This window comes from Rathayibacter sp. VKM Ac-2759 (genome assembly GCF_009834225.1).
Classification (GTDB): Bacteria; Actinomycetota; Actinomycetes; order Actinomycetales; family Microbacteriaceae; genus Rathayibacter.
In genome coordinates this window covers 555,009-578,799 of record NZ_CP047176.1, presented here as the reverse complement: position 1 = coordinate 578,799, position 23,791 = coordinate 555,009, and the positions used below count along the sequence as shown (strand labels likewise).

Sequence of the window (23,791 nt, the reverse complement as noted above, 5' to 3'; positions counted from 1 at the left end):
TCCCCGCACCACCCGCCCCGCCGAAGGAGCCCCCATGCCCACCACTGTGAGCGGCGTCATCGCCCGGTCGAAGGGGGCTCCCGTCGAGCTCGTCGACATCGTCGTCCCCGACCCCGGACCCGGCGAGGCCGTCGTCGACATCGAGACGTGCGGCGTGTGCCACACCGACTTCCACTACCGCGAGGGCGGGATCAGCGACGACTTCCCGTTCCTCCTCGGCCACGAGGCCGCCGGACGGGTCAGCGCGATCGGCGAGGGCGTCACCAACGTGGCGGTCGGCGACTTCGTCGTGCTCAACTGGCGCGCGGTCTGCGGCGAGTGCCGCGCCTGCGTCCGCGCCGAGCCCTGGTACTGCTTCAACACCTTCAACGCGACGCAGAGGATGACCCTCGTCGACGGCACCGAGCTCAGCCCCGCGCTCGGGATCGGCGCGTTCGCCGAGAAGACGCTCGTGCACGCCAAGCAGTGCACGAAGGTCGATCCGGAGGCGGACCCCGCCGCGGTGGGCCTGCTCGGCTGCGGCATCATGGCCGGGCTGGGCGCGGCGATGAACACGGGGAACGTCGGCCGCGGCGACTCCGTCGCGGTGATCGGCTGCGGAGGCGTCGGCACGGCCGCCGTCGTCGGCTCGGCGCTCGCCGGGGCGAGCACCGTCATCGCCGTCGACCGCGACCCCAAGAAGCTCGTCGCCGCGAAGAGGCTCGGCGCCACCCACGTGATCGACTCGAGCGGACTCGACGAGGCGGGCGTCGTCTCCGCGGTGCAGGAGCTCACGAACGGGTTCGGCGCCGACGTGGTGATCGACGCCGTCGGCCGGCCGGAGACGTGGCGCCAGGCGTTCTACGCCCGCGACCTCGCCGGCACCGTCGTGCTGGTGGGCGTTCCCACTCCCGAGATGCTGCTCGAGATCCCCCTCCTCGACGTCTTCGGCCGCGGTGGCTCGCTGAAGTCGAGCTGGTACGGCGACTGCCTGCCCGAGCGCGACTTCCCGATGCTCACCGACCTCTACCTCCAGGGCCGGCTGCCGCTCGACGAGTTCGTGACCGAGCGGATCGGCATCACCGACGTCGAGCAGGCCTTCGCGACGATGGCCGGCGGCGACGTGCTGCGCTCGGTGGTGGTGCTTTGATGGCCGCCCGCATCGAGAACCTCGTCACCAGCGGCACGTTCAGCCTCGACGGCGGCACCTGGGACGTCGACAACAACGTCTGGATCGTCGGCGACGACTCCGAGTGCGTGGTCATCGACGCCGCCCACGACGCCGACGCGATCCTCGCGGCCGTCGGCGACCGCACGCTCCTGGCCGTCCTGCTGACCCACGCGCACGACGACCACATCGACGCCGTCGCGGCGGTGCGCGCGGCGACCGGGGCACCGGTGCTGCTGCACGAGGGCGACCGGGTGCTCTGGGACGCCGTCTACCCGGACACCGCGCCGACCGGCGGCCTCGTCGACGGGCAGGTCGTGCCGGTCGCCGGCATCGACCTCGAGGTGCGGCACACCCCGGGCCACTCGCCGGGCGCCGTCTGCTTCGTCGCCGCCGACCTCGGCACGGTCTTCACCGGCGACACCCTCTTCCAGGGCGGACCGGGCGCCACCGGCCGCTCGTACAGCGACTTCCCGACGATCATCGAGTCGATCACCGACCGGCTGCTCTCGCTGCCCGCCGAGACCGTCGTCCTCACGGGGCACGGGCAGTCGACGACGATCGGGGCGGAGGCGCCGCACCGCGAGGAGTGGATCGCGCGCGGTCACTGACTCCGAGCCTTAACGGGGGGCGTGCGCCCGGCCCACCGGGCTGAGAGCCTGCACCGTGAACCGAACGCGTCCCCGCTTCCCGAGACCGACCGCCGCCGTGCTCTCGGGAGCGCTGATCCTCGGTCTCGTCGCCGCGGTGGCGCTCGCCCCGGCGGCGCAGGCGGACGAGCCGACGGCCGAGCCCGACGCCCTCTGCGCGACCGCGGTCGTCGACATCCCGGCCGGAGTGCACTTCGCGCGGATGCTCGTGATCGGCCAGAAGGGCCAGGCGGGAGTCGACACCGCCAGGAGGCCCGCTCCCGGATCCGCAGGAGCCGCCGGCGTCACCGAGGCGGTCGTGCAGGTGCTCCCCGGTCAGCGCCTCTGGCTGGCCGGCGGATCGACGCTGCTCCCCGGGGGTTCCCGGACCTACTCGGGGAGCGGCGGCAACGGCTCCTTCGTCTCGACGATCGACCCCGCGCCCTACTGCCCGGGCGGCGGCAGCCCCGCGTCCGCGTTCCCGAAGGACGCTTTCCTGGCGGTCGCCGGGGGCGGCGGGGGCGGCGGCGACGCCGGCGACCACTCCTCCGGCTCCACCGGCGGCTCCGGCGGTGCACCGGGGTCCAAGGGCGGCGACGGAGGCGCCAACGACGCCCGCGACGGGGCCGGCGGCACCTCCGGGACCCCCTCGGGCGGCGGCGCCGGCGGTGCGGCCGGCTACAGCGGATTCTTCGACTCCGGCACCGCCGGCGCTCCGGGCACCTACCTCGCCGGCGGCCGGGCGGGCACCGCCGCCATCGTCTCCGCGTACGCGGGCGGCGGCGGAGGCGGCCTCTACGGGGGCGGAGGCGGCGGTGGCGGCACCAACGGCGGCTCGGGAGGCGGCGGCGGCGGGGCGAACTACCTCCCGCCCTACATCTCGCCGAACCCGCCGACCGACCAGCAGCGCTCGGGCACGCTGCGCAACGGCAGCACCGATCAGGACGGTCCGAACGTGGAGGTCGTCCCGCTCTACCCGACGGTCACGACGGTGACGATCGCCCCGTCCCCCGCCTACGTGTCCGACGAGCTCGTCGCGATCGTCCGCGTGACCGGCGTCGACGGCGGACCCGTGCCCGTGGGCGCGGTCGAGCTCCGCACGGGCGGCGACGTGCTGACCGGGACCCTCTCGAACGGCACGGCGGAGATCCCTCTCGGCGTCCGGCCCGCCGGCGAGCTCAGCGTGCAGGTGCGCTATCCGGGCGGGGACGCCGAGCGCGTCGGGTTCCTCTCGAGCAGCGCCTCCGCCGCCCAGTCCGTCGAGGTCGCGGCCGTCGTGCCGACGACGACGGTGGTCGAGGCCTCTCCGTCGACTCCCTACGCCGGCGACGACGTCGGCCTGAGCGCCACGGTGACCCGGGGCGACGGCCGCCCGGTCGAGGGGGGCGAGCTGACGTTCACGAGCGCGCCGACGGACGGGTCGGAGGCGCCGTCGGCGATCGCCCGAGTGCCGGTCGTCGACGGCCGCGCCACTGCGGCGGCGAGCTTCCCGCAGACCGGGGCGGTCCGCGTCACCGCCGCGTACTCGGGCTCCTCCTCGCGCACCGAGGACGTCCGGCCGAGCACGGCCGACGTGCTCGTCGTCGTGCGCCCGGCAGGCGCCCCGGTCTTCACCACCCAGCCGGAGTCGTCCGTCATCACCTACGGAGACACCCCGGCCGCCCTCTCGGTCGAGATCGCGGACGGACCCCGCACCTCGCTCCGGTGGCAGCGGTCGGCGGGAGCAGGCTCGCCCTTCGAGGACATCGCGGGGGCCACCGGCCCCCGGTACCAGCCGCCGACCCGCACCGACACGGGCACCCGGTTCCGCGCCGTCGCCGTCAGCGTCTTCGGGGAGAGCTCCTCCGACACCGCCGAGCTCACCGTGCTCCCGGCTCCGCTCACCGTGACCGCCCGAGACGCGCGGATGGACTACGGCACCGACGCCCCCGCGTTCGAGGCCGACTACGGGACCGGTGACGAGGGCTTCCGGCTGGGGGACGGCCCCGACTCCCTCCGCGGCGATCTGCGCTGCGACTCCCGCCCCTCCGCCGATCGCGAGCTGCCGCCCGGCACGTACCCCGTCGAGTGCTCGGGTCAGAGCTCGCCGCGCTACGACATCGACTACCGACCCGCCACCCTCACCGTCGACGCGGTGACCCAGGAGATCCGCTTCGAGTCGGAGCCGCCGACTCCGGGGCGGGTCGGCGAGGCGTACGACGTGGACGCCTCCGGTGGCGCGTCGGGCGAGCCGGTCGTGTTCTCCACCGACCCGGACAGCCCGTGGTGCACCGTGAGCGAGGACGGCCGGGTGGAGTTCACCGCGACCATCGACCTCCCCTTCTCCGGCGAGTGCGCCGTCCACGCCGACCAGGCGGGACGAGCGTTCTTCCCGCCCGCCGAGAGGGCGACCCAGATCATCGGGGTCGAGAAGGTCGCGCCCCGCGTGCAGGAGTACTGGGGAAGCTCCACTCGCGTCACTGCGGGCTCCTACCGGACCCTGCACGTCGACGCGAGCGGCAGCCCCGACGTGCGGTACCAGTGGTACTCGTCGGTCGACGACCGGACCTTCACACCTCTCCCGCTCGCGCAGTCGTCCACGTACCGGCTGAACACCCGCATGAGCAACGACGGCACCTTCTACCGGGTCCTCGTCTACAACGCCTCCGGCGAGACCCCCTCCGAGGGTCGCTACGTCTCGCGGAGCACGAGGCTGATCATCGATCCGGCGTACCTGGAGGTGCTCGGGCCCGATGTGGAGATGGTCGCGGGGTCGGAGCCGCCCGTCGTCACTCCCGAGTACTCCCCCCTCATCGACTCGGACACCCTCGCGTCGCTCGGCCTCGACCCGGTCTGCACGGTCGACGTCACGCCCGAGACCCCGCCGGGCGTCTACCCGGAGGCGGTGCAGTGCCGCGGCTTCGAGCATCCCGACTACGAGGTCCACTACGTCGACGGCACGCTGACGGTCGTCGCCGACGACGGCCCGCCCCTCGGGAGCGGGCCGGGTGCCGGACCCGCCTCGGGCGTCCCCGACGACAGCACCGACGGCTCCTCCGCGGGAGCGGGAGTGGGAGCGGGAGCGGGCGAGCGTTCGACGAGGGGCGACGGTCTCGCCGCCACGGGGGTGGACGGCCTCCCGGGTCTCGCCCTCCTCGGTGCTCTCGCGCTCGCGGGCGGGCTGTGGCTCCGAGCCGCCGATCGTCGGACGCGCCGCCCCGGGCGCTCCTCGTGAGGCAGCGGCTCCCGGAGGGCTCCCCCTGAGCGGACCCCGCACGCAGGAGCGCCCCCGGCCCCGGAGGGTCGAGGGCGCTCCCTCAGCCGATCAGCGGATCAGCTGCACGGGCGTGCCGCGTACGGTGCGCTCACCTCCGTCGAGACGGGCGAGCCGTCGATCGTGGCCGTGGCGCCGACCGTGACCGACCCGGCGGGCAGATCCGCCTGGCGCGTCGTGAAGGCGTGCGACACGGTCTTGCCGGCGGCGACCGAGGGGTAGGTCTTGGTGCCGTAGGCCGTCGTCATCGTCACGGCGGCGGCGGTGTCGCTGCCGTTGGTCGCCTGCGCGGTGATGATCGCCTTACCCGCGATGCAGCGGGTGGTGGCGGTCGCGGTGACATCGAGCGCCGGAGCGGCCTCGCCCTCGGTGAAGGCGAAGGTGTCGAGCTCGAACAGGTCGCCGGTCGGGCCGGAGTAGCTGAAGTACACGTCGTGCACTCCGGTGGCTCCGGTGAGCGCGGTGCTCACGTCGGCCCACTCGCCGGTGGCGCCGTTCACCGCGACCGTGCCCGCGACGGGTCCGGTCTCGGAGTCGAGGCGCACCGTGAGGGTGCCGCCGGCCTGGAGGGCCTTCGCGCGGGCCGAGAACGTCGCCGCTCCCGTGTCGCCGAAGTCGACCGAGGACAGCGCGGTCCAGTCGCCGTTGTCGAGGTCGCGCAGCACCAGGTTCTGCGTCGCGCCCGCGGTGGGCGTGCCGAGCGGTGCGGTCGCGATGCCCTTGCTCCAGCCGATGGTCTCGGCCGGGACGGTGCGGAACGGATCGAAGTCCTTCACCTGGTCCACTCCGGCGTAGTCGCCGACGACCTGCTGCACGGTGCCGTCAGCGTTGAACTGCAGCTCCTGGATGTGCGGGCTGCGGTAGCCCTGCGTGGTGTCGCCGTTGATCCGCTTGTTGAGCGTGGGGGCGTGGTACGTGAAGTAGTACTTGCCGCCGAGCTCGAAGACCGACTGGTGGTTGTTGCCGCCGGTGCCGGCTCCGAAGAAGCGGCTCTGGTTGGGGAACATCACGCCGGCGTAGGTCTCCTTGGGCCACGACATCGGGTCGTCCGAGATCATGTAGCCGATCTCGCCGCCGCCCGGGTAGCCGGGCACGCGGGTCTGGTTGCCGCCGAAGTCGTTGCCGCCGAAGTGCGACGAGTACGAGAGGTAGTACTTGCCCTCGCGCTCGAAGACCTGGGCCGCCTCGAACGCCACCGGAGCGTCGACCACCGCGGCCGTTCCCTCGGTCGAGATCATGTCGTCGCCGAGCTCGATCACGCGGATGTTCTTCGGGTTGTTGAAGCGCTCAGCCGCGGGGAGCGCGGTCGAGGCGGGCCCGCCGCCGAAGAACAGGTAGTTGCGTCCGTCGTCGTCGACGAGCGGCGCCGGGTCGAACTTCCACGCGACGTCGGCACCGGGGGTGGTGTCGTTGATCAGCGTGCTGGTGCGCTGGCTGGTCCACGGGCCGACCGGCGAGTCACCGGTGATCACGTTGCTGGAGCCGCCGCCGTTGGCGTAGTAGAGGAAGTACTTGTCCACTCCGTTCACGGTCTTCTTGGCCATGCCGGGCGCCCACGAGTTGCCCGTGAAGGGCGCGACACCCGTGGAGCCGGCGACCTGGATCTCGCCGTGGTCGGTCCAGTTCACGAGATCGTCGGAGGAGATCACCGTGATCTGGTTGATGCTCCCGTAGTTGATCTGCGGAGAGACGCCCGTCACCGGGTCGGGCGCGTAGCCCTGGGTGTCGTTCGTCATGTACATGTACACGCGGCCGTTCTCGACGAAGCCGAAGCCGTCGGCCCCGAACTTCCAGCCGATGAGCGGGTTGTGGTCGCCCGGCAGCTTGCCGACGACCTCGATGGTCTTCGACGGGGCCGCGGGCGGCGCCGCACCGACGAGCGAGACGTCGTCGAGCTTGTAGTCCATCAGGTGGGTGTCGGGCGCGGCCGACGGAGTCGCGGTCCACGGCGTCTCGAAGAAGAGGCGCGCGGTCGCGACGCTCTGCCCCGCGGGGATCGTGAACGAGCCGCTGAGCGACGCCCACTGGCCCTTCGTCGCGGTGACGCTCGCGAGGTTCGTGTAGGTGCCTCCGCCGTAGTGCATCGTGGCGAAGAACTGCTTGGTCGCGGGTCCGGCCGCGTTCTCGTACTTGATCTGCGCCTTCACCTGGTAGGTCTGCCCGGCAGAGACCTTGCCGGTCAGGTCCTGCATGGCGCCGGAGCCGGTCGTCGTGCGGGCGGTCACGAGAGCGGCGCTCGCGCCGGTCTTCGCGTCGGTCGTCGTGGCGAGGGTGCCGGAGTCGGCGGCGTTGCCGTTGTTGACGAACCAGTTCGCCACGCCGTTCTCGAAGCCGCCGTTGACGATGAGCTCCTGCTCGGCGGCCATCGAGGTCTGGGCGGCGAACGGCGCCACCAGTAGTGCTGTCAGGGCCGCTGTGGCCAGCAGCCTCACGCGCAGCCGGCCCTTCGGCGCGGCTTCTCGTTGAGTTCTCACGAATCCTCCTTGATCGCGTCTTGCTGTGGATCGTCGTCGGCGACGAGCGCCGGCGACGGGTCTGGGGTCGCGGGCGACCGGCCGCGAGGGCCGGGCGCCCGCGAGGATCACCCGCAGGTCGCCGCCGGGTGGGCGGCGCGGACGGTGGTCGTCACCGGTGCGCCGTCGACCGTGGCGGTCGCGGTGACCGTCACCTCGCCGGCCGGCACGCTCGTCGCCCGGGTGCTGAACGCGTGGCTCGCGTTCCTGCCGGGGGCCACCGAGGCGAACGACTTCGTGCCGGAGGCGCTCGTCATCTCGAGAGCGACGGGCACCTGGTCGCGGTTGGTCGCCTTCACGGTGAGGACGACCCTGCCGGCGATGCAGCGGGTGGTCGCCTCCGCGGTCACGTCGAGCGAGGGCGCCGCTCGCAGCGTCCCGAGGCGTGCCAGCTGGTAGCTGAGCGCGCGCTCGGGGGCGTCGAGCTGGTTCTGCGTGCCGGCGGTGGTGACCGCGGCGGCCTTCGCGAGCGCGGTCCGCATCGCGGTCCAGGCGTCGGCCGGGTAGTCGGCCTCGCGGAGGGTCGCGGCGTGCTCGATCGCCGCGTCGAGCTGCGTGCGGTCGAGCGCCTTCCCCTCCGACGAGAGCGTGTCGCTCAGCAGGAAGCTGTCGACGTCGACGTGGCCGCCGGTGGTCTGCGTGGCGTAGCTGAACAGGCCGAGACGGTGTCCCATGAAGTGGGTCAGCGTCCCGTCGAGCGTCTGCGGGCCGACGCGGTCGCCGAGCCTCGTCCAGGTGAGGCCGTCGAGGCTGTACGAGAAGGTGGTCCAGAGCTGCCCGGCGGGCGCGTTCAGCTCGAGGTCGGCCTTGAGGTGCACCTCGGCGGCGTCGGGCAGGGTCGCGGTCGTCCCCGGCAGGAACGACTCGACGGCGGCCTGGTCGAACGTCTGCGCGAACGGCTGGCTGCGGTTCACGACTCCGACCGTGCTCACTCCGTCGACGCGCTTGACCGCGACGTACGAGAAGCCGCGGTTGTAGGCCGCGAGGCCGGCGACGTCCCCGTCCTTCATCCCGGACACGTCCAGTGCCGCCTCGGCCGACTGCTGCGGAGCGACGATGCGCTGCGAGAGCGTGTTGCGCGCCTCCTCGAGCCACGTCAGCTCGGGCGAGTTCGACAGCTTCGAGTGCAGGTACTTCCCCGTCACCACCTTGCCGTTCGTCAGCCGGAGCCAGCCGTCCCGGTCGGTCAGCGACCAGTAGCGGTTGTCGGGGGCGTGGTTCCACTGCCAGGCCGCATCGAGGCGGGAGCCGTTGGGCTCGATCTCGGCCGCGCTCGGCAGCTCGGTCGTCGGCGCGGAGCCGATCATCGAGACGTCGTCGAGCAGGTACTCGACGCTCGAGGACGCCGGCTGCGGGTTGCCCCACGGGGTCTCGACCGCGAACTTCACGTTCGAGACGTTCGCGTTCTGCGGCACCGTGTAGGTCCCGGTGATCGTCGTCCACTGACCCTGCGGGACGGTCGCGAAGACCATCGTCTGCGGGCCGGAGCCGAAGTCGGCGCAGAGGTTGAAGCGCACCGAGGCGGGGCCGGCGGTGTACTTCACCTTGGCCGAGACCGTGTACGTCACTCCGGGCTGGAGCCTGCCGGCGAGGATCTGGTTCGGTCCCGAGCCGTTGAGGGTCCGACCGCTCACGCGCAGCGCAGCCGCGCCGGAGGCGGGATCGCTCGTGTCGGCGGTCAGCGTCGCACCGAACTGGCCCGCCCAGGGCGCCGTCCCCGACTCCGCGCCCGGGTTCTGCAGGAGCTCGACGCCGATCAGCGACGGGTCGATGCTCGGCGCCGCCGGGATCGTCCACTCCTCGTCCTGGTAGGCCTTCGCCGCCGCGTCGTTGTCGAAGTCGTCCGAGACGACGAGGCTCTTCTGGCTCTCGAAGAGCTGCTCCTCGGGGCTGAGCGCGATCGGCTTCGGGAAGCTGCCGCCCACCGGCACCGAGCCGTCGGTGCCGAAGGTGGGCCAGCCGTCCTTCCACGTCGCCGGGATCAGCCCGGGGATGCGGCCGGTCGGGAAGCTGTCGCGGAAGAACATGCCGTGCCAGTCGGTCGTGCCGTCCTCGCGGGCGATGGGCACGAGGCTCCCCTGCGCGAAACCGCTGGAGTTCAGGACTCCTCTGCCCTCGTAGGGGTTGCTGCCGTCCGCGGTCGCGTAGCGTCCGAGCAGCTCCGACGAGCGGAACAGCGCGACCTGGCGGCCCTGACCGGAGGGCCAGGTGATGATCACGATGTAGTACTGCCCGTCGATGTACTGCACCTGCGCTCCCTCGAACAGTCCGCCGAGGTAGGACGCTCCCGGGTAGTCGGACGTGCGGAGGATGTTCGGGTACTCGGCGACCACGGTGGTGAGATCGGCGCTGAGCTTCACCGCGCTCGTCGAGCCGGAGCCGTAGAAGATGTAGGGCGTGCCTCCGTCGGCGTCGTCGAAGAAGAGCGACGGATCGTGGAACGCGCGCCCCAGAGCCACGCGGGTCCACGCTCCGTTCTCGATGTCGTCGGTCGAGTAGAGGTACGAGCCGCCCAGGTTGTTGGTGTTGAACACCACGTAGTAGCGGCCGTCGTGGTACCTCAGCGAGGACGCCCACTGGCCGTTGCCGTAGGAGTTCTGACCGTTGCGCAGCGAGAACCGGTCGCCGATCTCGAGCCGGTCGAAGACGTAGTTCACGATCTCCCAGTTGACGAGGTCGTAGGACTTCATGATCGGGGCGCCCGGGCTCAGGTGCATCGTCGTCGAGATCATGTAGTAGACGTCGCGGCCCTCGTCGTTCTCGGACGCGGGCACGCGCTCGACGCTGACGTCGGGCACATCCGCGTTGAGCAGCGGCACCGAGTAGGTGCCGTCCCCTCTGTCGGTCGAGGTGTACGAGGGGCGCGGCGACCACGGCTCGGCCGCGACGGCGGGTGCCGCCGAGGCGATCAGCCCGGCCGAGAGCAGGGCTCCGACGGCGGTCACGGCGAGCGCCCTCACTCCGGCGCCCCGGGTCGTCGTCGTCATTCGAAGAGGGAGAGCGTGAGCACGGAGGAGTAGGCGCCGGGAGCGACGTCGGCCTCGGTCTTCAGGGTCAGGCCGGCCGTGACCGTCCACGAGCCCTCCTCCGCGATGGCGGCGGAGTCGACCGCGAGAGCGAGCAGCTCCTGGTCGACGAGGCCGACGGCGTCGGGGCCCTCGTCGAGGACGGTGTCGACCTGGTCGCCCTCGGCCACGAGACCCGAGTCCCCGCCGTCGACGAGCTCGGGGGTCCAGCCGAGGTGGTCGGCGCCGATGGGCTCCTGGCCGTCGGCGCCGGTGAAGTCGGTCGCCGAGCCGAGCACGTACCAGCCGGCTCCCTCGGGGATCTCGTCCGCCGCGCGGGTGTCGGTCACGGTGACCGCGGGGAGCGCGCCGGTGAACTGCCGGACGGTCTCGGTCGACCCGGTCTCGGTCAGCGCCGCGGAGGTGCCGGCGACGGTCATCGCGAGCACGCCGGGCTGATCGATCGGGCTGATCTCGACGGAGACGTCGACGCCTTCGTCGCCGTACTCCGTGTCGGCGATGGCCGCGCCGGCGGCGACTCCGGTGAGCACCAGGCAGCCGGCGAGCGCCGCTGCCGAGCGGAGGAGCCAGGAGGGGGATGTCGTGGACGGGGATGTCGTGTTCATGGGTGGTCGGACCTCCTCGATCGGCGTCGTCGCCGATCAGATCGAGCGCGGAGCGGCGCTCGGCGAGCGGCTCCGCTGCTGCGGAATGGACGCGCGGAGGAGTGCCTCGAGGGCACCTGGCGCGACGGGTGTCGAAAGGCGCGCGGGTGACGGCGGAGAGGCGCCTGCGCAGCCGCTTCCACAGCGTCCTGTCGCTCGCCGCAGCTCTCGATCCCCGTCAGCACTGAGGAGAGGGAGGCTGCTCCGTCACGTATCGCACTCGACTGCTGAGGAGAAACTCAGTTAGTCTTGCCGCAATGTTACCGGGAACATTTTCGATTGCAAGGATGCGATTCGATTCCCGGCGCAGGGCGGAGCGGCCCTTCCGAGCGCCCGCCGGAAGGGTGATGGCCTCCGCATGGCTCCACGAGCGAAGGTCCGCGACGACGCGGCCGTCGATGCGGCGACGCGCGAGGGCCCAGGCCTCATCGGCGTCCTGATCTGCGATTTCGAGCCGTTCAGCGCGGAGGTGCTCAAGGGAGTCGCGGCCGCGCTGCGCGGCACCCGCTTCGATCTGCTCGCGAGCACCGGGGCGAGCCACCACGACACGATCGGCTGGGAGCGCGACTCCCTCCAGCGCTTCCGCGACGCGCGCGTCGAGGGCGTGATCGCGGTGACCCCCTCCTCCGTGATCTCCTCACCCGACCTCCCGCTCGTCGTGATCGGGCCGCTGATCGCGCAGACCGAGCTGCCCTCGGTCGGTGCGGACGAGTTCGGAGGCGCGGTGCTCGCGGTCCGGCACCTCGTCGAGCTCGGCCACCGCCGGATCGCCCTGCTCGGCGGCCGCCCCGACCTCGAGTCGGCGCACCTGCGCGAGGCGGGCTACCGCCGGGCGCTCGCCGAGGCCGGGATCCCGTTCGACCCCGAGCTGGTCGGCGTCGGCCACTACCGGCACGACGCGTCGCTCGAGCCGGCCCGCGCGTTCCTCGCACTCGCCGACCCGCCCACCGCGGTGTTCGCCGCCAACGACGCGTCGGCGATCGCCGTCGTCGAGGTGGCCCGCGAGCTCGGCGTCGCGGTTCCGGAGCGGCTCTCGGTCGTCGGCTTCGACGACGTGCCCGACGCCGCGCGGATCGTGCCGCCCCTCACGACGGTCCGGCAGCCCCTGCACCGCGTCGGCCGCTCGGCGGCGCGCGCCCTGATGACGCTGATCGGCGGCGGGACGCTCGGCACCGAGCACCTGCTGCTGCGCAACCGGCTGGTGCTGCGCGCCTCGACCGCACCCCCCGCGGATCAGGCGGTGCCCGACTCGGACCGGGCATGCAGGACCGCGGTCTAGCGTCGGCGCCATGGGCACTCAGCAGCGCAGTCCGGTCACCGTCACCGTCACGGGAGCGGGAGGCGCGATCGGCTACGCGCTCCTGTTCCGCATCGCCTCGGGTCAGCTCCTCGGCCCGGACGTGCCGGTGCGGCTGAACCTCCTCGAGATCCCCGCGGGCCTCCGCTCGGCCGCCGGCACGGCGCTCGAGCTGCAGGACGGCGCCTTCGGACTCCTGCGCGGCATCGAGGCGACCGACGACCCGGCCGCCGCGTTCGACGGCGCGAGCGTCGCCCTGCTGGTCGGCGCGCGTCCGCGCAGCGCCGGGATGGAGCGCGCCGACCTCCTCGCCGCCAACGCCGGCATCTTCGGCCCGCAGGGAGCCGCGCTGAACGCGCACGCCGCCGACGACGTCCGCGTGCTCGTGGTGGGCAACCCCGCCAACACCAACGCCTGGATCGCCCGCGCGAGTGCACCGGACATCCCCGCCGGCCGCTTCACCGCGATGACACGCCTCGACCACAACCGCGCCGTCGCGCAGCTCGCGGCGAAGCTCGGCGCCCCCGTCGACTCGATCGCCGGCGTGACGATCTGGGGCAACCACTCGGCGTCGCAGTACCCGGACGTCACGCACGCGAGCGTCGACGGCCGGCCGGTGACCGAGCTGGTCGACGCCGAGTGGCTGCACCGCGAGTTCGAGCCGCGCGTCGCCAAGCGCGGCGCTGAGATCATCGAGGTGCGCGGGGCGTCGTCGGCCGCGTCCGCCGCCTCCGCCGCGATCGACCACGTCCACGACTGGGTGACGGGCACCGAGTGGACGTCGGCCGCGGTCGAGTCCGACGGCTCCTACGGGGTCGAGGAGGGGCTGATCTCGTCGTTCCCCGTCCGCTCGGTCGACGGCGAGTGGCGGATCGTCGAGGGCCTCGAGATCGACGCGTACTCGCGCGCCAAGATCGACGAGTCCGTGCTCGAGCTGCGCGCCGAGCGCGACGCCGCGCTGGCCTACCTGAAGCGCTGACCTCCTCCGCGAGACGCCTCGTGAGTCCGGTCAGTGGCGGGGCGCCTTCTCGGGGGTCGGGAGGGTGCCGGCCGCGCGAGCCGCCTCGAAGTAGGCGTGCGCCTCCTCCTGGCGGGTCGCCTCGGCGCCCGTCGCGATCGCCGCGCGGACGTGCTCGGGGCCGTAGCCGAACGCCGCGACCAGATCGCCGGCGTGCGGGCGGATCCGCGCCAGCAGCCGGTCGATGTACGAGGTGACGGCGAGCGCGCGCTGCGACGACAGGCGGCCGTGGATGAGGTACCAGTCGAGGTGCTTCTCGACGAGGCCCAGCCCGAACAGGTCGCGGAGCCAGGTGAGGACCGTGCGGGTCCCCTCGTCCTCGATCGTGGCGAGCGCCTCGGTGAACGCCTCCCACTGCAGCAGCTCGGCGTGCGCCCGCGCGGCCTCGATGAGCTCGCTCTGGTGCGCGTTGAACAGCCGGGCGGCCTCGTCGGCCGGCAGCTTCGACGCGGAGCGCAGGCGCGAGGCGATGCCCGAGACCATGCTCTCGACGCGGTCGGTCAGCAGTTCGCGCTGCTCCTCGCGGAGCTGCCCGACCGAGCGGGCGGTCGACCCGCGGTCGGCGACCACCTGGGCGAGGCGGCGAAGCCCCGAGTTGTTGACGGTCGCCTCCGCCACCTGCTCGACGGCGTAGCGGGCGAGCACGCCGGGCTGCGCGTTCTTGAAGCGCCGGCCCACGTCGGTGAGCAGCCGCTTCGCGACGAGCTGGAGCAACACGGTGTTGTCGCCCTCGAACGTCGCGTAGACGTCGAGATCGGCCCGGAGCTGCGTGAGGCGGTTCTCGGCGAGGAAGCCGGCGCCACCGCAGGCCTCGCGCGCCTCCTGCAGGGTGTCGAGCGCGTGCCACGTCGACAGCGCCTTGAGGCCCGCGGCGAGCGTCTCGAGATCCTGCCGCGACTCGTCCGTGTCGTTCGCGCCCGAGAAGACGTCGTCGAAGGCCTTCAGCAGCTTGTCGTGCGCGAAGCCGGCGGCGTAGGTCGTGGCCAGGCGCGGCAGCAGGCGGCGCTGGTGGCGCTGGTAGTCGAGCAGCACCTCCTCGCGGTCGCCGCCCCCGGTGAACTGGCGGCGCTGGTCGCCGTAGGTGACGGCGATCGTCAGCGCGATGCGCGCGGCGGCGACGGAGGCGCCGTCGAGCGACACGCGCCCCTGCACCAGAGTCCCCAGCATGGTGAAGAAGCGGCGGCCGGGGCTCGCGATCGGCGAGGAGTAGGCGCCGTCGGCCGCGACGCTGCCGTAGCGGTCGAGCAGGTTCTCGCGCGGCACGCGGACCTGGTCGAAGTGCAGGCGGCCGTTGTCGATGCCGTTGAGTCCGCCCTTGAGCCCGTCGTCCTCGCCGCCGACGCCCGGGAGGAACGCGCCCTCCTCGTCGCGGAGCGGCACGAAGAAGGCGTGCACGCCGTGGTTCACGCCCCGGGTCACGAGCTGCGCGAAGACGACCGCGGCGCGCCCGTCGACGGCGGCGTTGCCGAGGTAGTCCTTCCAGGCCGCGCGGAACGGGGTGTGCAGGACGAAGTCGCCCGCCTCCTCGTCGAAGGTCGCGGTGGTGGCGATCGAGGCGACGTCGGAGCCGTGACCCGTCTCGGTCATCGCGAAGGCGCCCGGGATCTCGAGGCTCATGATGCCGGGCAGCCACTTCTCGTGGTGCGGGCGGGTGCCGAGGTGCAGCACGGCGGCGCCGAAGAGCCCCCACTGCACGCCCGACTTGATCTGCAGCGACGGATCGGCGGTGACCAGCTCCTCGAAGCCGGCGATGTTGCCGCCATGGTCGGCCTCGCCGCCGAGATCGGCCGGGAACGCGCGGTGCACGCCGCCCTCCTTGGCGAGGACGTGCATCTGGCGCGTGACGTTCGCCCGGTGCTCCGCCATCGTCAGGCCGTCGACGCGGTGCAGCTCCTCGCGGGCGGTGAGGGCGCGCGAGGCGAGCCGCTGCTCGCGCCACGCACCCAGGAGCACCTCGCCGAGCGCGGCGACGTCGACGCTCGGCGCGCCGTCCGCGTCGAGGCGGGCGTCGACCTCGGAGCCGAGGGAGTCGACGGGCGGGGTCGGGGCGATCGCGCCGGCCTTCGAGCGCCGCGCCCGGGTGCGACCGGTGGCGGCCTTGTCGGCGGCGTCGCTGGCGGAGCGGGGGCGGGGAGCGGTGGTGACCATGACTGGAGGATCCCTTCGACCGTCGTCGGTTCGGCCCGCCCGCGAGTCGTCGTCGGATCGAGGAGTCGATCCCTGGCCGACGATCATCGGGAGGCGGTGCTCTGCACGCTAGATCGGCTTCCCGGATCGCGGAAACGATCCGTCGCGGGGCGACAAAGGCGGCCGGGCGGAGCCGTCGGCCCGTTGTCGGGTCCGGCCAGGCGGGTCCGGCCAGGCGGACCGGTCGGTGCGTCATTAGGCTCGGGACATGAGCGAGCCGCCGCTGCCTCCGCCCCCTCCCCCGCGTGCCGAGCCCTCCGGCCACCCGGCTCCGCGCTTCGCGCCGCCGACCGGCGCCCCGGCTCCGTGGACCGCGGCACGCACTCGACGACCCGTGCGGGTCTGGGATCTGGTGCTGACGATCGTGCTGCTGCTCGGGGCGGGCGGGTGCACGCTGCTGCTGTCCTACTTCGGACTCTTCCTCGCGATGGCGAGCGACGCCTGCATGGGCGGCAACGACTGCCGGACCGATCTGATCGGCTGGGGCGTGCTGGTGGCGGCGGGCGGGGTCTGGCTGCCGTTCCTCGCCGCCGTCGTCGTCTCGATCGTGCTGCTCGTCGTCCGCCGGATCGCGTTCTGGGTGCCGATCGCGGGGCTCGTGCTGTCGTTCGGCTTCACCCTGCTCGGGATGTGGCTCGCCACGGTCGGCTCGGGGAGCTGACGCCGGGCGGGCTCAGCAGCTCACGGGATCAGTAGCTGTCCCAGCCGGGCTCCCAGTCGGGCTCGTCCGGCGGCACCCAGTCGTCCTCGGGCGCGGCCGAGGTGACGGGCGGGCCCGCCTTGTCGGCACCGAACGAGGGCCTGGCGGAGGCGGAAGGCCGCGACGCACTCGAGCGCGACGGTGCCGCGCGGCGCGGCGCGGGCGCCTCCTGGCTCGCATCGGGCTCGGCGATCTCGGGCGTCTCGCCCGCGACGACGGCGAGCACGGCGTCGCCGTAGGTGATCAACTTCTTCTGGCCGACGCCGCCGATGATGCTCAGCGCGTCCATCGTGGCCGGCTCGGCCGTCGCGATCTCGCGGAGGGTCGCATCGTTGAAGACGATGTACGCCGGCACCGACTGCGCGCGGGCCTGCGCGGCCCGCCACTCGCGGAGGCGCTCGAACAGCGGCTGCGCCTCGCTCGAGAGCTCGGACACGGTCGACCGGCCGGAGCGCGACGATCCGCTGGAGCGCGCCGGCTTCTCCGGCTCCTGCCGCAGCTCCACCTTCCGCTCGCCGCCCAGCACGGAGGCGGAGGCGGGCGTGATCACCAGGGTGCCGAATCCGTCGTCGTTGACGCCGAGCAGGCCCTGCGCGAGCAGCTGACGCGCGACTCCGCGCCACTGGGTGTCGCTCAGGTCGACGCCGATGCCCCAGGTCGAGAGGCCGTCGTGCTTGTGCTGGGTGGTGCGCGGCGTGGTCTTGCCGCGGAGGATGTCGATGATGTGGCCCGCGCCGAACTGCTGGTTGCGCTCGCGCTTCAGGCGCACGACCGTCGAGAGGAACTTCTGCGCGGCGACCGTGCCGTCCCAGCTGGCGGGCGGCTCGAGGCAGGTGTCGCAGTTGCCGCAGGCGGTGCTCTCCTGGCCGAAGTAGGCGAGCAGGTTCACCCGGCGGCACTGGACCGTCTCGGAGAGCGCCAGCATCGCGTCGAGGTGCGCCGACATCCGCCGACGGTGCGCGAGATCGCCCGGCGACTCGTCGATCATGCGGCGCTGCTGCACGACGTCCTGCAGGCCGTAGGCGAGCCAGGCGGTCGAGGGCAGGCCGTCGCGGCCGGCGCGCCCCGTCTCCTGGTAGTAGCCCTCCACCGACTTCGGGAGGTCGATGTGCGCGACGAAGCGCACGTCGGGCTTGTCGATGCCCATGCCGAACGCGATGGTCGCGCAGACGATGACGCCCTCCTCGCGGAGGAAGCGCGACTGCGCCGCTGCCCGCACCCGCGCGTCGAGACCGGCGTGGTACGCGACCGCGTCGAAGCCGGCGGTGCGCAGGGCCTCGGCCGTCGCCTCCACGCTCTTGCGTGAGAGCGCGTAGACGATGCCCGCGTCGTGCGCGTGCTCGCGGCGGAGGAAGTCGATGAGCTGCTTGCGCGGCTCGACCTTGTTGACGATCCGGTACTGGATGTTCGGCCGGTCGAAGCTCGAGACGAAGTGCCGGGCCGAGCCCATGTGCAGGCGCGTGGTGATCTCGCGGTGGGTCGCCTCGGTGGCCGTGGCGGTGAGGGCGATGCGCGGCACGTCGGGCCAGCGCTCGGCCAGTTCGCCGAGGGCGAGGTAGTCGGGGCGGAAGTCGTGGCCCCACTGGCTCACGCAGTGCGCCTCGTCGATGGCGAACAGCGCGATGCGCCCGCGGGCGAGGAACTGCTTCATGCCCTCGTTGCCGAGGCGCTCGGGCGCGACGTAGAGCAGATCGAGCTCTCCGTCGAGGTAGGCGCGCTCGACCCGGGCGCGCTCGCCCGCGTCCTGCGTGGAGTTGAGGAACTCGGCCGCGACGCCGTTCGCGCGCAGGGCGTCGACCTGGTCCTGCATCAGGGCGATCAGCGGCGAGACGACGACGCCGGTGCCGGGCCGCACGATCGAGGGGATCTGGTAGCAGAGCGACTTGCCGCCGCCGGTGGGCATGAGGACGACCGCGTCGCCTCCGCCGATGACCTGCTCGACGATGGCCTGCTGCTCGCCGCGGAACGAGCCGTAGCCGAACACCTTCTCGAGGATCGCCTGCGCCTCGGACGATCCGGCCTCGGACGACGCCCCGGCGGCTCCGCTCGCGGGGGGCGCGTCGATGCTCGGGAGGGTTGTCGCGGTCGGCTCGGTCACCCGTGGAACTCTACCGGCCGCCTCCGACGCGGCTTCGGGAGCCGCCCGTTCTGTGGACGGACGCTCAGGGCGCGGGCTGGGGAGGAGCGGCGCTCAGAGCTCGGTGACGGTCTTCGCGTCGCCGTCCCAGAAGCGCACGCTCGAGAACCCCATGGCGAACGGCTCGCCCATCAGCGGCACGGCCTCGGCGAGCAGCTCGGGGCGGAGGCGGCGCGAGACGCTCACGTGCGGGGCCCACGCCTCCGGGAGCGAGGTGGGCACGCCGCCCGGGACGAGCCGGGTGGCGCGGGCGTGCAGGGCGTCGAGCGCAGGCGAGCGGGTGACGCCCCAGGCCAGCACGTAGCGGCCGGCGTGCGGGAAGAGGAGGACGGCGGAGAGCTCGACGCTCGCCGGCAGCGGCCCGAGCGACCCGGGCTCCGGCGCGGCGAGCCCCGGGCCGGCGACGAGCGTGACGTGCGGCCGGTTGCTGGCGGACGTGTGCAGCGAGAGGCTCGGGATGCCGGCGGCTTCGAGGGCCTGCCACTGCGCCCTGATCCGCGCCTCCGACTCCGCATCCAGGAGGAGTTCGACGCTGCGCATGCCCCCATCCTCCGCGAGAACGCAGGAGTTGTCGCACTCGGGGGTCGAGTACGACAACTCTCGCGCTCTCGCCGAGGGAGAACCGCGGGTGCGACCTCAGCCGACCTTGACGAGGGCCGCGAAGAGCTCGGGGGCGCGGCGATCGAGGATGCGGCCGCCCACGCGGACGCCGACCAGCGCGAGCACCGAGCCGAGCACGATCGCGGCGGCCAGCGACCAGACTCCGAACTCCGTGCTCCCGACGACGAGCGAGACCACTCCGAGCACGAGGGACGGCAGCGAGAGTGCCGCCGTCGCCGTCATGCAGGCGAGCATCACGACGCTCGAGATCATCCCCGAGCCCGGCGGCGTCTTGAGCGGGCTGTCGCCCGGCGCGGGCACGGGATACACGATCAGGGCGGAGGCGACGCTCGAGACCCCGAACCCGCTCAGCACCAGCGCGAGCGACATCCCGAGCACCGCGGGGATCAGCTCGGGCTCGCGCACGTAGAGGCAGGTGCCGATGCCGACGATCAGCACCGCGGGCACCCCGACGATCGCGGCGGCGATGACGCGGCCGGCGCGGTCGGCCGCCCCCGTCACTCCCGAGCTCACGTGGGCCGCCCAGGCCGTGCCGTCGTACGACACGTCGGCGCAGAGGGTCACGCCGAAGATCAGTCCGATGAAGAGGGAGGAGAGGACCACGAGGGTGTCGCCGCCTCCGCCGATCGCGCTGTAGAAGACGGCCAGCACCACCACGGCCGGGATGACGAGGAGGCCGCGGCTGTAGCGCGGATCGCGCCACCAGTAGCCCAGCGCTCGGGCGGCGACCGCGCCGGTCGGCGTGCCGGGGAAGCGCCCGAACAGGCCGATGCCCACCGATCCGGAGGCGGCGCGCGAGGTCGACGCGGCCGGCTCCGACAGCGCGTGGCGCAGTGCCCGCGACCAGGCCCAGGTGACCACGGCGAGCGTGGCGACTCCGATCGCGAAGCGCGCGAGCGCGGCGAGCCCGTCGCCCGCGACGATCGAGCCGGGCACCGCCCAGATCGCTCCGAGCGGCGACCAGCCGAGGGCCGAGGCGATCACGGGGAGCACGTCCAGACCCTCGCTGACGACGCCCGTGATGCCGATGATCAGCGGTCCGAGGAGGATCACCACGACGAGCACGACGCCGCCGATCACCTCGCGGTAGCGGCGGCTCGAGCCGAGCCCCGTGGTCAGCGCCCCGATCAGCCGGGAGGCGACCACGCAGGTCGCGACGCCGATCACGGCGCAGACCAGCCCCGGGACGATGCCGATCGGGTTGCTCCACCAGGCCGCGGCGGACGCGAGGGCGCCGAGCGAGGTGACGATCCCGGGGATCCCGACGACTCCCGCCGCGGCCAGGCCCAGCATCAGCGTGCGCAGCGGGATCGGGAAGGTGGCGAGGGTCGCCAGGTCGAGGCTCTGGTCGGACCCCGACACGAAGATCGGCCCGAGCACCCAGCCCAGCAGCAGCACCGAGCCGCCGAGGGTCAGCGCGACGTTCGCGAACGCGGGGTCGGAGGCGCCGAGCGAGACGAGCGCCACCACCACGAGCCCGAGCGCCACGACCGCGTAGAGCGCCCCGAAGACGACGCCGACCAGCTGCCAGACGTTGCGGGTGAGGGCGTTGCGCAGCAGCAGGAGACGGAGGGTCAGGAGATGCGCAACCATGCCGGGCCCTCCTGGTGGGTGCGGCCGCCGACGAGCTCGACGAAGCGCTCCTCGAGGCTCGATCCGGCGCGGACCTCCTCGAGGGTCCCGGAGGCGACGACGCGGCCGTCGGCGATGACGGCGACGCGGTCGCACATCCGCTCGACGAGATCCATCGAGTGGCTCGACACGATGACGGTGCCGCCGGAGGCGACGAAGCCGGTGAGGATGTCGCGGATGTTCGCCGCCGACACCGGATCGACCGACTCGAACGGCTCGTCGAGCACCAGGAGGCGCGGGGCGCGCACCAGGGCGCAGGCCAGCGCGATCTTCTTGGTCATGCCCGCGGAGTAGTCGACGACGAGCGTGCGGTCGGACGGCTCGAGGCCGAGCAGCGCCAGCAGGTCGTTCGCGCGCTCGAGCACGGTCGGGCGCGCGATCCCGCAGAGCAGGCCGTAGTAGGTGATCAGCTGGAGGCCGGTGAGGCGGTCGAAGAGCTTCACGCCGTCGGCCAGCACGCCGATCAGGCGCTTGGCCTCGAGGGTGTCCTTCCAGACGTCGACGTCGTGGATGGTGACGGTGCCCGCGTCGGGCCGGAGGAGCGCTGTGGCCATCGAGAGGGTCGTCGTCTTGCCCGCGCCGTTCGGGCCGACGAGGCCGAAGAACGAGCCGGCGGGCACGTCGAGGTCGATGCCTCCGACCGCCTCCTTGTCGCCGAAGCGCTTGCGCAGGCCGCGGATGCGCAGGGCGATCTCGTCCTGGCGGCCCGTCGCCTCCGGAGCCGCCCACTCGGGCGTGGCGGGAGTGTCCTGCGCTGCGCTGATCGGCTCGGTGCCGGAAGGCGTCGCATCCATGGGTGTCCCTTCGTGTGCAGAGTGGTGCGTGCACGTGATGGGCCGCGGTGGGCGGCCGCTCCCTCCACGGTAGGCGGAGGGGTGCGCGCGGGCATCCACCCGAGGGAGGAGGTGCGCTGTCTAGGCTGGGGCGATGCCCACCCTCCTCCTCGTCCGGCACGGGCGCACCACGGCCAACACCGCCGGGATCCTCGCGGGGCGCACCGCCGGCGTCCGGCTCGACGACGTCGGACGGCAGCAGGCGGCGCGCACCGGCGAGCGGCTCGCCGCGGTGCCGCTGGCCTCGATCGTCTCGAGCCCGCTGGAGCGCTGCCGGCAGACGACGCGCTTCCTCCTCGACCGGCAGACCGGCTCGCCCGCGACGTCGATCGAGAAGGGCATCACCGAGTGCGACTACGGGCAGTGGCAGGGCAGGGCGCTGCGCGAGCTGGCCGAGGAGCCGCTCTGGTCGCTCGTGCAGAACCAGCCGTCGGCCGTCGTGTTCCCCGGAGGTGAGGGGCTCGCCGCGATGCAGGCCCGCGCGGTCGGCGCGATCAGGAGGCACGACGCCGCGATCGCCGCGGAGCACGGCCCCGGAGCGGTGTGGGCGGCCGTCAGCCACGGCGACACGATCAAGGCGGTCCTCGCCGACGCGCTCGGGATGCACCTCGACCTCTTCCAGAGGATCACCGTCGGGCCGGCCTCGGTGTCGATCATCCGCTACGGCACCGGGCGGCCCGAGGTCGTGGCGACGAACACCGAGGCGGGCGACCTGGCGTGGCTGCGTGCGGCGGCCCCCGCGGCCGACGCGCCGGTCGGCGGAGGCGCGGGGCACGAGTAGCGCGCACCCGGGCGGGTGCCAGCCGACGGCTCCTAGACTGGGGTCATGCCTCCGATCGTCCACGGGTTCGACTGGCCCGACCGCGTCGTCGTCGGAACCGTCGGCTCCCCCGGCTCGCGCTCCTTCTACCTCCAGGCCAAGACCGGCCCCCGCGTCGTCAGCGTCGGCCTCGAGAAGCAGCAGTCCGCTCTGCTCGCCGAGAAGATCGACGAGATCCTCGACCAGCTGATGGCCGCCGAGGGCAACCCGGTGAGCGTGCCCGCGGGGACGCCTCCGGAACTCGTCGACAACGACCCGCTCGAGCAGCCCGTCGAGCCCGAGTTCCGCGTCGGCGGCATCAGCCTCGGCTGGGACCCGGCGACCGCGCAGATCCTCATCGAGGCGTACCCGATCGACGACGACGCCACCGACGAGGAGGAGTCCGAGCCGACCGAGGTGCTGCAGGTGCGGATCCCCGTCGGCACGGCGCGCGCCTTCGCCAAGCGGACCCTCGAGGTCGTCGGCGCCGGCCGCCCGCTGTGCCCGCGCTGCGGCGACCCGATGGACCCCGACGGACACGACTGCCCGCTGGCATGAGCACCACCGTGTGCCCGTGAGCGAGGACTCCGACCTGCTCGACGGCGAGCTGGAGCTCACCGGCCGGATCACGACCGCCTCGAACGCGACGTTCCTCGCGCAGATCGGCGACACCTCCGTCGTCTACAAGCCGGTGGCCGGTGAGAAGCCGCTCTGGGACTTCCCCGACGGGGAGCTCGCGGGGCGGGAGCGGGCCGCGTACCTCGCCTCCGAGGCCCTGGGCTGGAACGTGGTGCCCCGCACCTGGCTGCGCGAGGGGCCGCTGGGCGTCGGCATGGTGCAGCTGTGGCAGGACATCGACCCCGAGCAGGACGCGGTCGACCTGGTGCCGGCCGCCGCGGTGCCCGAGGGCTGGCGGCACGTGCTCGACGGCAGCGACGAGAACGACCGCGACATCTCGCTCGTGCACGAGGACTCCGTGCCGCTGCGGCGGATGGCCGTCTTCGACGTGGTCGTCAACAACGCCGACCGCAAGGGCGGGCACGTGCTCGAGATGCCCGGCGGTCACCGCTTCGGCGTCGACCACGGGCTGACGTTCCACGCCGAGCACAAGCTGCGGACGGTGCTCTGGGGGTGGGTCGGCGAGCCGCTGACGGCCGACGAGATCGCCGCGCTGGGACGCCTCCGCGCCGAGATCGACGGCGCGCTGGGCGCGGCTCTCGGCGAGCTGCTGACCCCGGAGGAGATCGCGGCGTTCGCGAAGCGGTGCGACCGCCTCCGCTCCTCCGCGCGCTTCCCGGCACCGCGCGGCGGCATGCCCGCGGTGCCGTGGCCGCTGTTCTGAGCCGGGGCGCCGC

At 73.0% G+C, this 23,791-nt stretch carries 17 protein-coding genes; 9 read left to right on the top strand and 8 right to left on the bottom strand.

Features of this window, described 5'->3' with window-relative positions:
• Positions 1–34 precede the first annotated feature (34 nt).
• The 3 genes from GSU68_RS02635 to GSU68_RS20030 are packed head-to-tail and all read left to right on the top strand — an operon-like array spanning position 35 to position 4,990.
• Positions 35–1,129 (top strand): S-(hydroxymethyl)mycothiol dehydrogenase, encoded by a 1,095-nt coding sequence (locus GSU68_RS02635; protein ID WP_159905571.1) that lies wholly within the window; start codon positions 35–37, stop codon positions 1,127–1,129.
• On the top strand, positions 1,129–1,758 hold the full coding sequence (locus GSU68_RS02630; RefSeq protein ID WP_159905570.1) for an MBL fold metallo-hydrolase: 630 nt from the start codon (positions 1,129–1,131) through the stop codon (positions 1,756–1,758). The genes GSU68_RS02635 and GSU68_RS02630 overlap by 1 nt, the downstream gene beginning before the upstream one ends.
• A 55-nt stretch (positions 1,759–1,813) precedes the next feature.
• On the top strand, positions 1,814–4,990 hold the full coding sequence (locus tag GSU68_RS20030; protein WP_159905569.1) for an MBG domain-containing protein: 3,177 nt from the start codon (positions 1,814–1,816) through the stop codon (positions 4,988–4,990).
• A gap of 98 nt (positions 4,991–5,088) precedes the next feature.
• Here the strand turns inward: GSU68_RS20030 and GSU68_RS02620 are convergent, their stop codons facing one another.
• The 3 genes from GSU68_RS02620 to GSU68_RS02610 all read right to left on the bottom strand — a co-directional run bounded on the left by GSU68_RS02620 (position 5,089) and on the right by GSU68_RS02610 (position 11,173).
• Positions 5,089–7,503, bottom strand: coding sequence for a family 43 glycosylhydrolase (locus tag GSU68_RS02620; RefSeq protein ID WP_208544638.1), 2,415 nt, complete (start codon positions 7,501–7,503; stop codon positions 5,089–5,091).
• Between the two features lie 107 nt (positions 7,504–7,610).
• On the bottom strand, positions 7,611–10,529 hold the full coding sequence (locus GSU68_RS02615; RefSeq protein ID WP_159905568.1) for a family 43 glycosylhydrolase: 2,919 nt from the start codon (positions 10,527–10,529) through the stop codon (positions 7,611–7,613).
• On the bottom strand, positions 10,526–11,173 hold the full coding sequence (locus GSU68_RS02610) for a hypothetical protein (RefSeq protein WP_159905567.1): 648 nt from the start codon (positions 11,171–11,173) through the stop codon (positions 10,526–10,528). Before GSU68_RS02610 ends, GSU68_RS02615 begins: the two co-directional genes overlap by 4 nt.
• Before the next feature lie 397 nt (positions 11,174–11,570).
• Here GSU68_RS02610 and GSU68_RS02605 point away from each other — a divergent pair, with 397 nt between their 5' ends.
• Both GSU68_RS02605 and GSU68_RS02600 read left to right on the top strand, forming a co-directional pair.
• On the top strand, positions 11,571–12,491 hold the full coding sequence (locus GSU68_RS02605) for a substrate-binding domain-containing protein (RefSeq protein ID WP_159905566.1): 921 nt from the start codon (positions 11,571–11,573) through the stop codon (positions 12,489–12,491).
• A gap of 10 nt (positions 12,492–12,501) precedes the next feature.
• Complete coding sequence (locus GSU68_RS02600; protein WP_159905565.1) at positions 12,502–13,488, top strand: malate dehydrogenase; 987 nt, start codon at positions 12,502–12,504, stop codon at positions 13,486–13,488.
• Between the two features lie 30 nt (positions 13,489–13,518).
• On the opposite strand, the gene GSU68_RS02595 is transcribed toward GSU68_RS02600, so the two are convergent.
• A complete protein-coding gene (locus GSU68_RS02595; RefSeq protein ID WP_159905564.1) occupies positions 13,519–15,675 on the bottom strand; it encodes an acyl-CoA dehydrogenase in 2,157 nt (718 codons plus the stop codon).
• Positions 15,676–15,922: 247 nt separating this feature from the next.
• Between GSU68_RS02595 and GSU68_RS02590 the strand changes: the two genes are divergently transcribed.
• The gene (locus tag GSU68_RS02590; protein ID WP_159905563.1) at positions 15,923–16,375 is read left to right on the top strand and encodes a DUF6264 family protein; all 453 of its coding nucleotides are present in this window, start codon (positions 15,923–15,925) and stop codon (positions 16,373–16,375) included.
• A gap of 28 nt (positions 16,376–16,403) precedes the next feature.
• On the opposite strand, the gene recQ is transcribed toward GSU68_RS02590, so the two are convergent.
• The 4 genes from recQ to GSU68_RS02570 form a co-directional block, all read right to left on the bottom strand.
• Positions 16,404–18,410 (bottom strand): DNA helicase RecQ, encoded by a 2,007-nt coding sequence (gene recQ, locus GSU68_RS02585; protein WP_244259445.1) that lies wholly within the window; start codon positions 18,408–18,410, stop codon positions 16,404–16,406.
• Between the two features lie 195 nt (positions 18,411–18,605).
• A complete protein-coding gene (locus tag GSU68_RS02580) occupies positions 18,606–19,091 on the bottom strand; it encodes a 2'-5' RNA ligase family protein (RefSeq protein ID WP_159905561.1) in 486 nt (161 codons plus the stop codon).
• 96 nt (positions 19,092–19,187) lie between these two features.
• Positions 19,188–20,765: a transporter gene (locus tag GSU68_RS02575; RefSeq protein ID WP_159905560.1), complete on the bottom strand. Its 1,578-nt coding sequence runs from the start codon at positions 20,763–20,765 to the stop codon at positions 19,188–19,190.
• The gene (locus GSU68_RS02570) at positions 20,747–21,598 is read right to left on the bottom strand and encodes an ABC transporter ATP-binding protein (RefSeq protein WP_159905559.1); all 852 of its coding nucleotides are present in this window, start codon (positions 21,596–21,598) and stop codon (positions 20,747–20,749) included. The genes GSU68_RS02575 and GSU68_RS02570 overlap by 19 nt, the downstream gene beginning before the upstream one ends.
• 133 nt (positions 21,599–21,731) lie before the next feature.
• Between GSU68_RS02570 and GSU68_RS02565 the strand changes: the two genes are divergently transcribed.
• The 3 genes from GSU68_RS02565 to GSU68_RS02555 are packed head-to-tail and all read left to right on the top strand — an operon-like array spanning position 21,732 to position 23,778.
• Complete coding sequence (locus GSU68_RS02565; RefSeq protein ID WP_159905558.1) at positions 21,732–22,418, top strand: histidine phosphatase family protein; 687 nt, start codon at positions 21,732–21,734, stop codon at positions 22,416–22,418.
• 45 nt (positions 22,419–22,463) lie between these two features.
• Positions 22,464–22,994, top strand: coding sequence for a DUF3090 domain-containing protein (locus GSU68_RS02560; protein ID WP_159905557.1), 531 nt, complete (start codon positions 22,464–22,466; stop codon positions 22,992–22,994).
• Positions 22,995–23,010: 16 nt separating this feature from the next.
• Complete coding sequence (locus tag GSU68_RS02555; RefSeq protein ID WP_159905556.1) at positions 23,011–23,778, top strand: SCO1664 family protein; 768 nt, start codon at positions 23,011–23,013, stop codon at positions 23,776–23,778.
• Positions 23,779–23,791 lie beyond the last annotated feature (13 nt).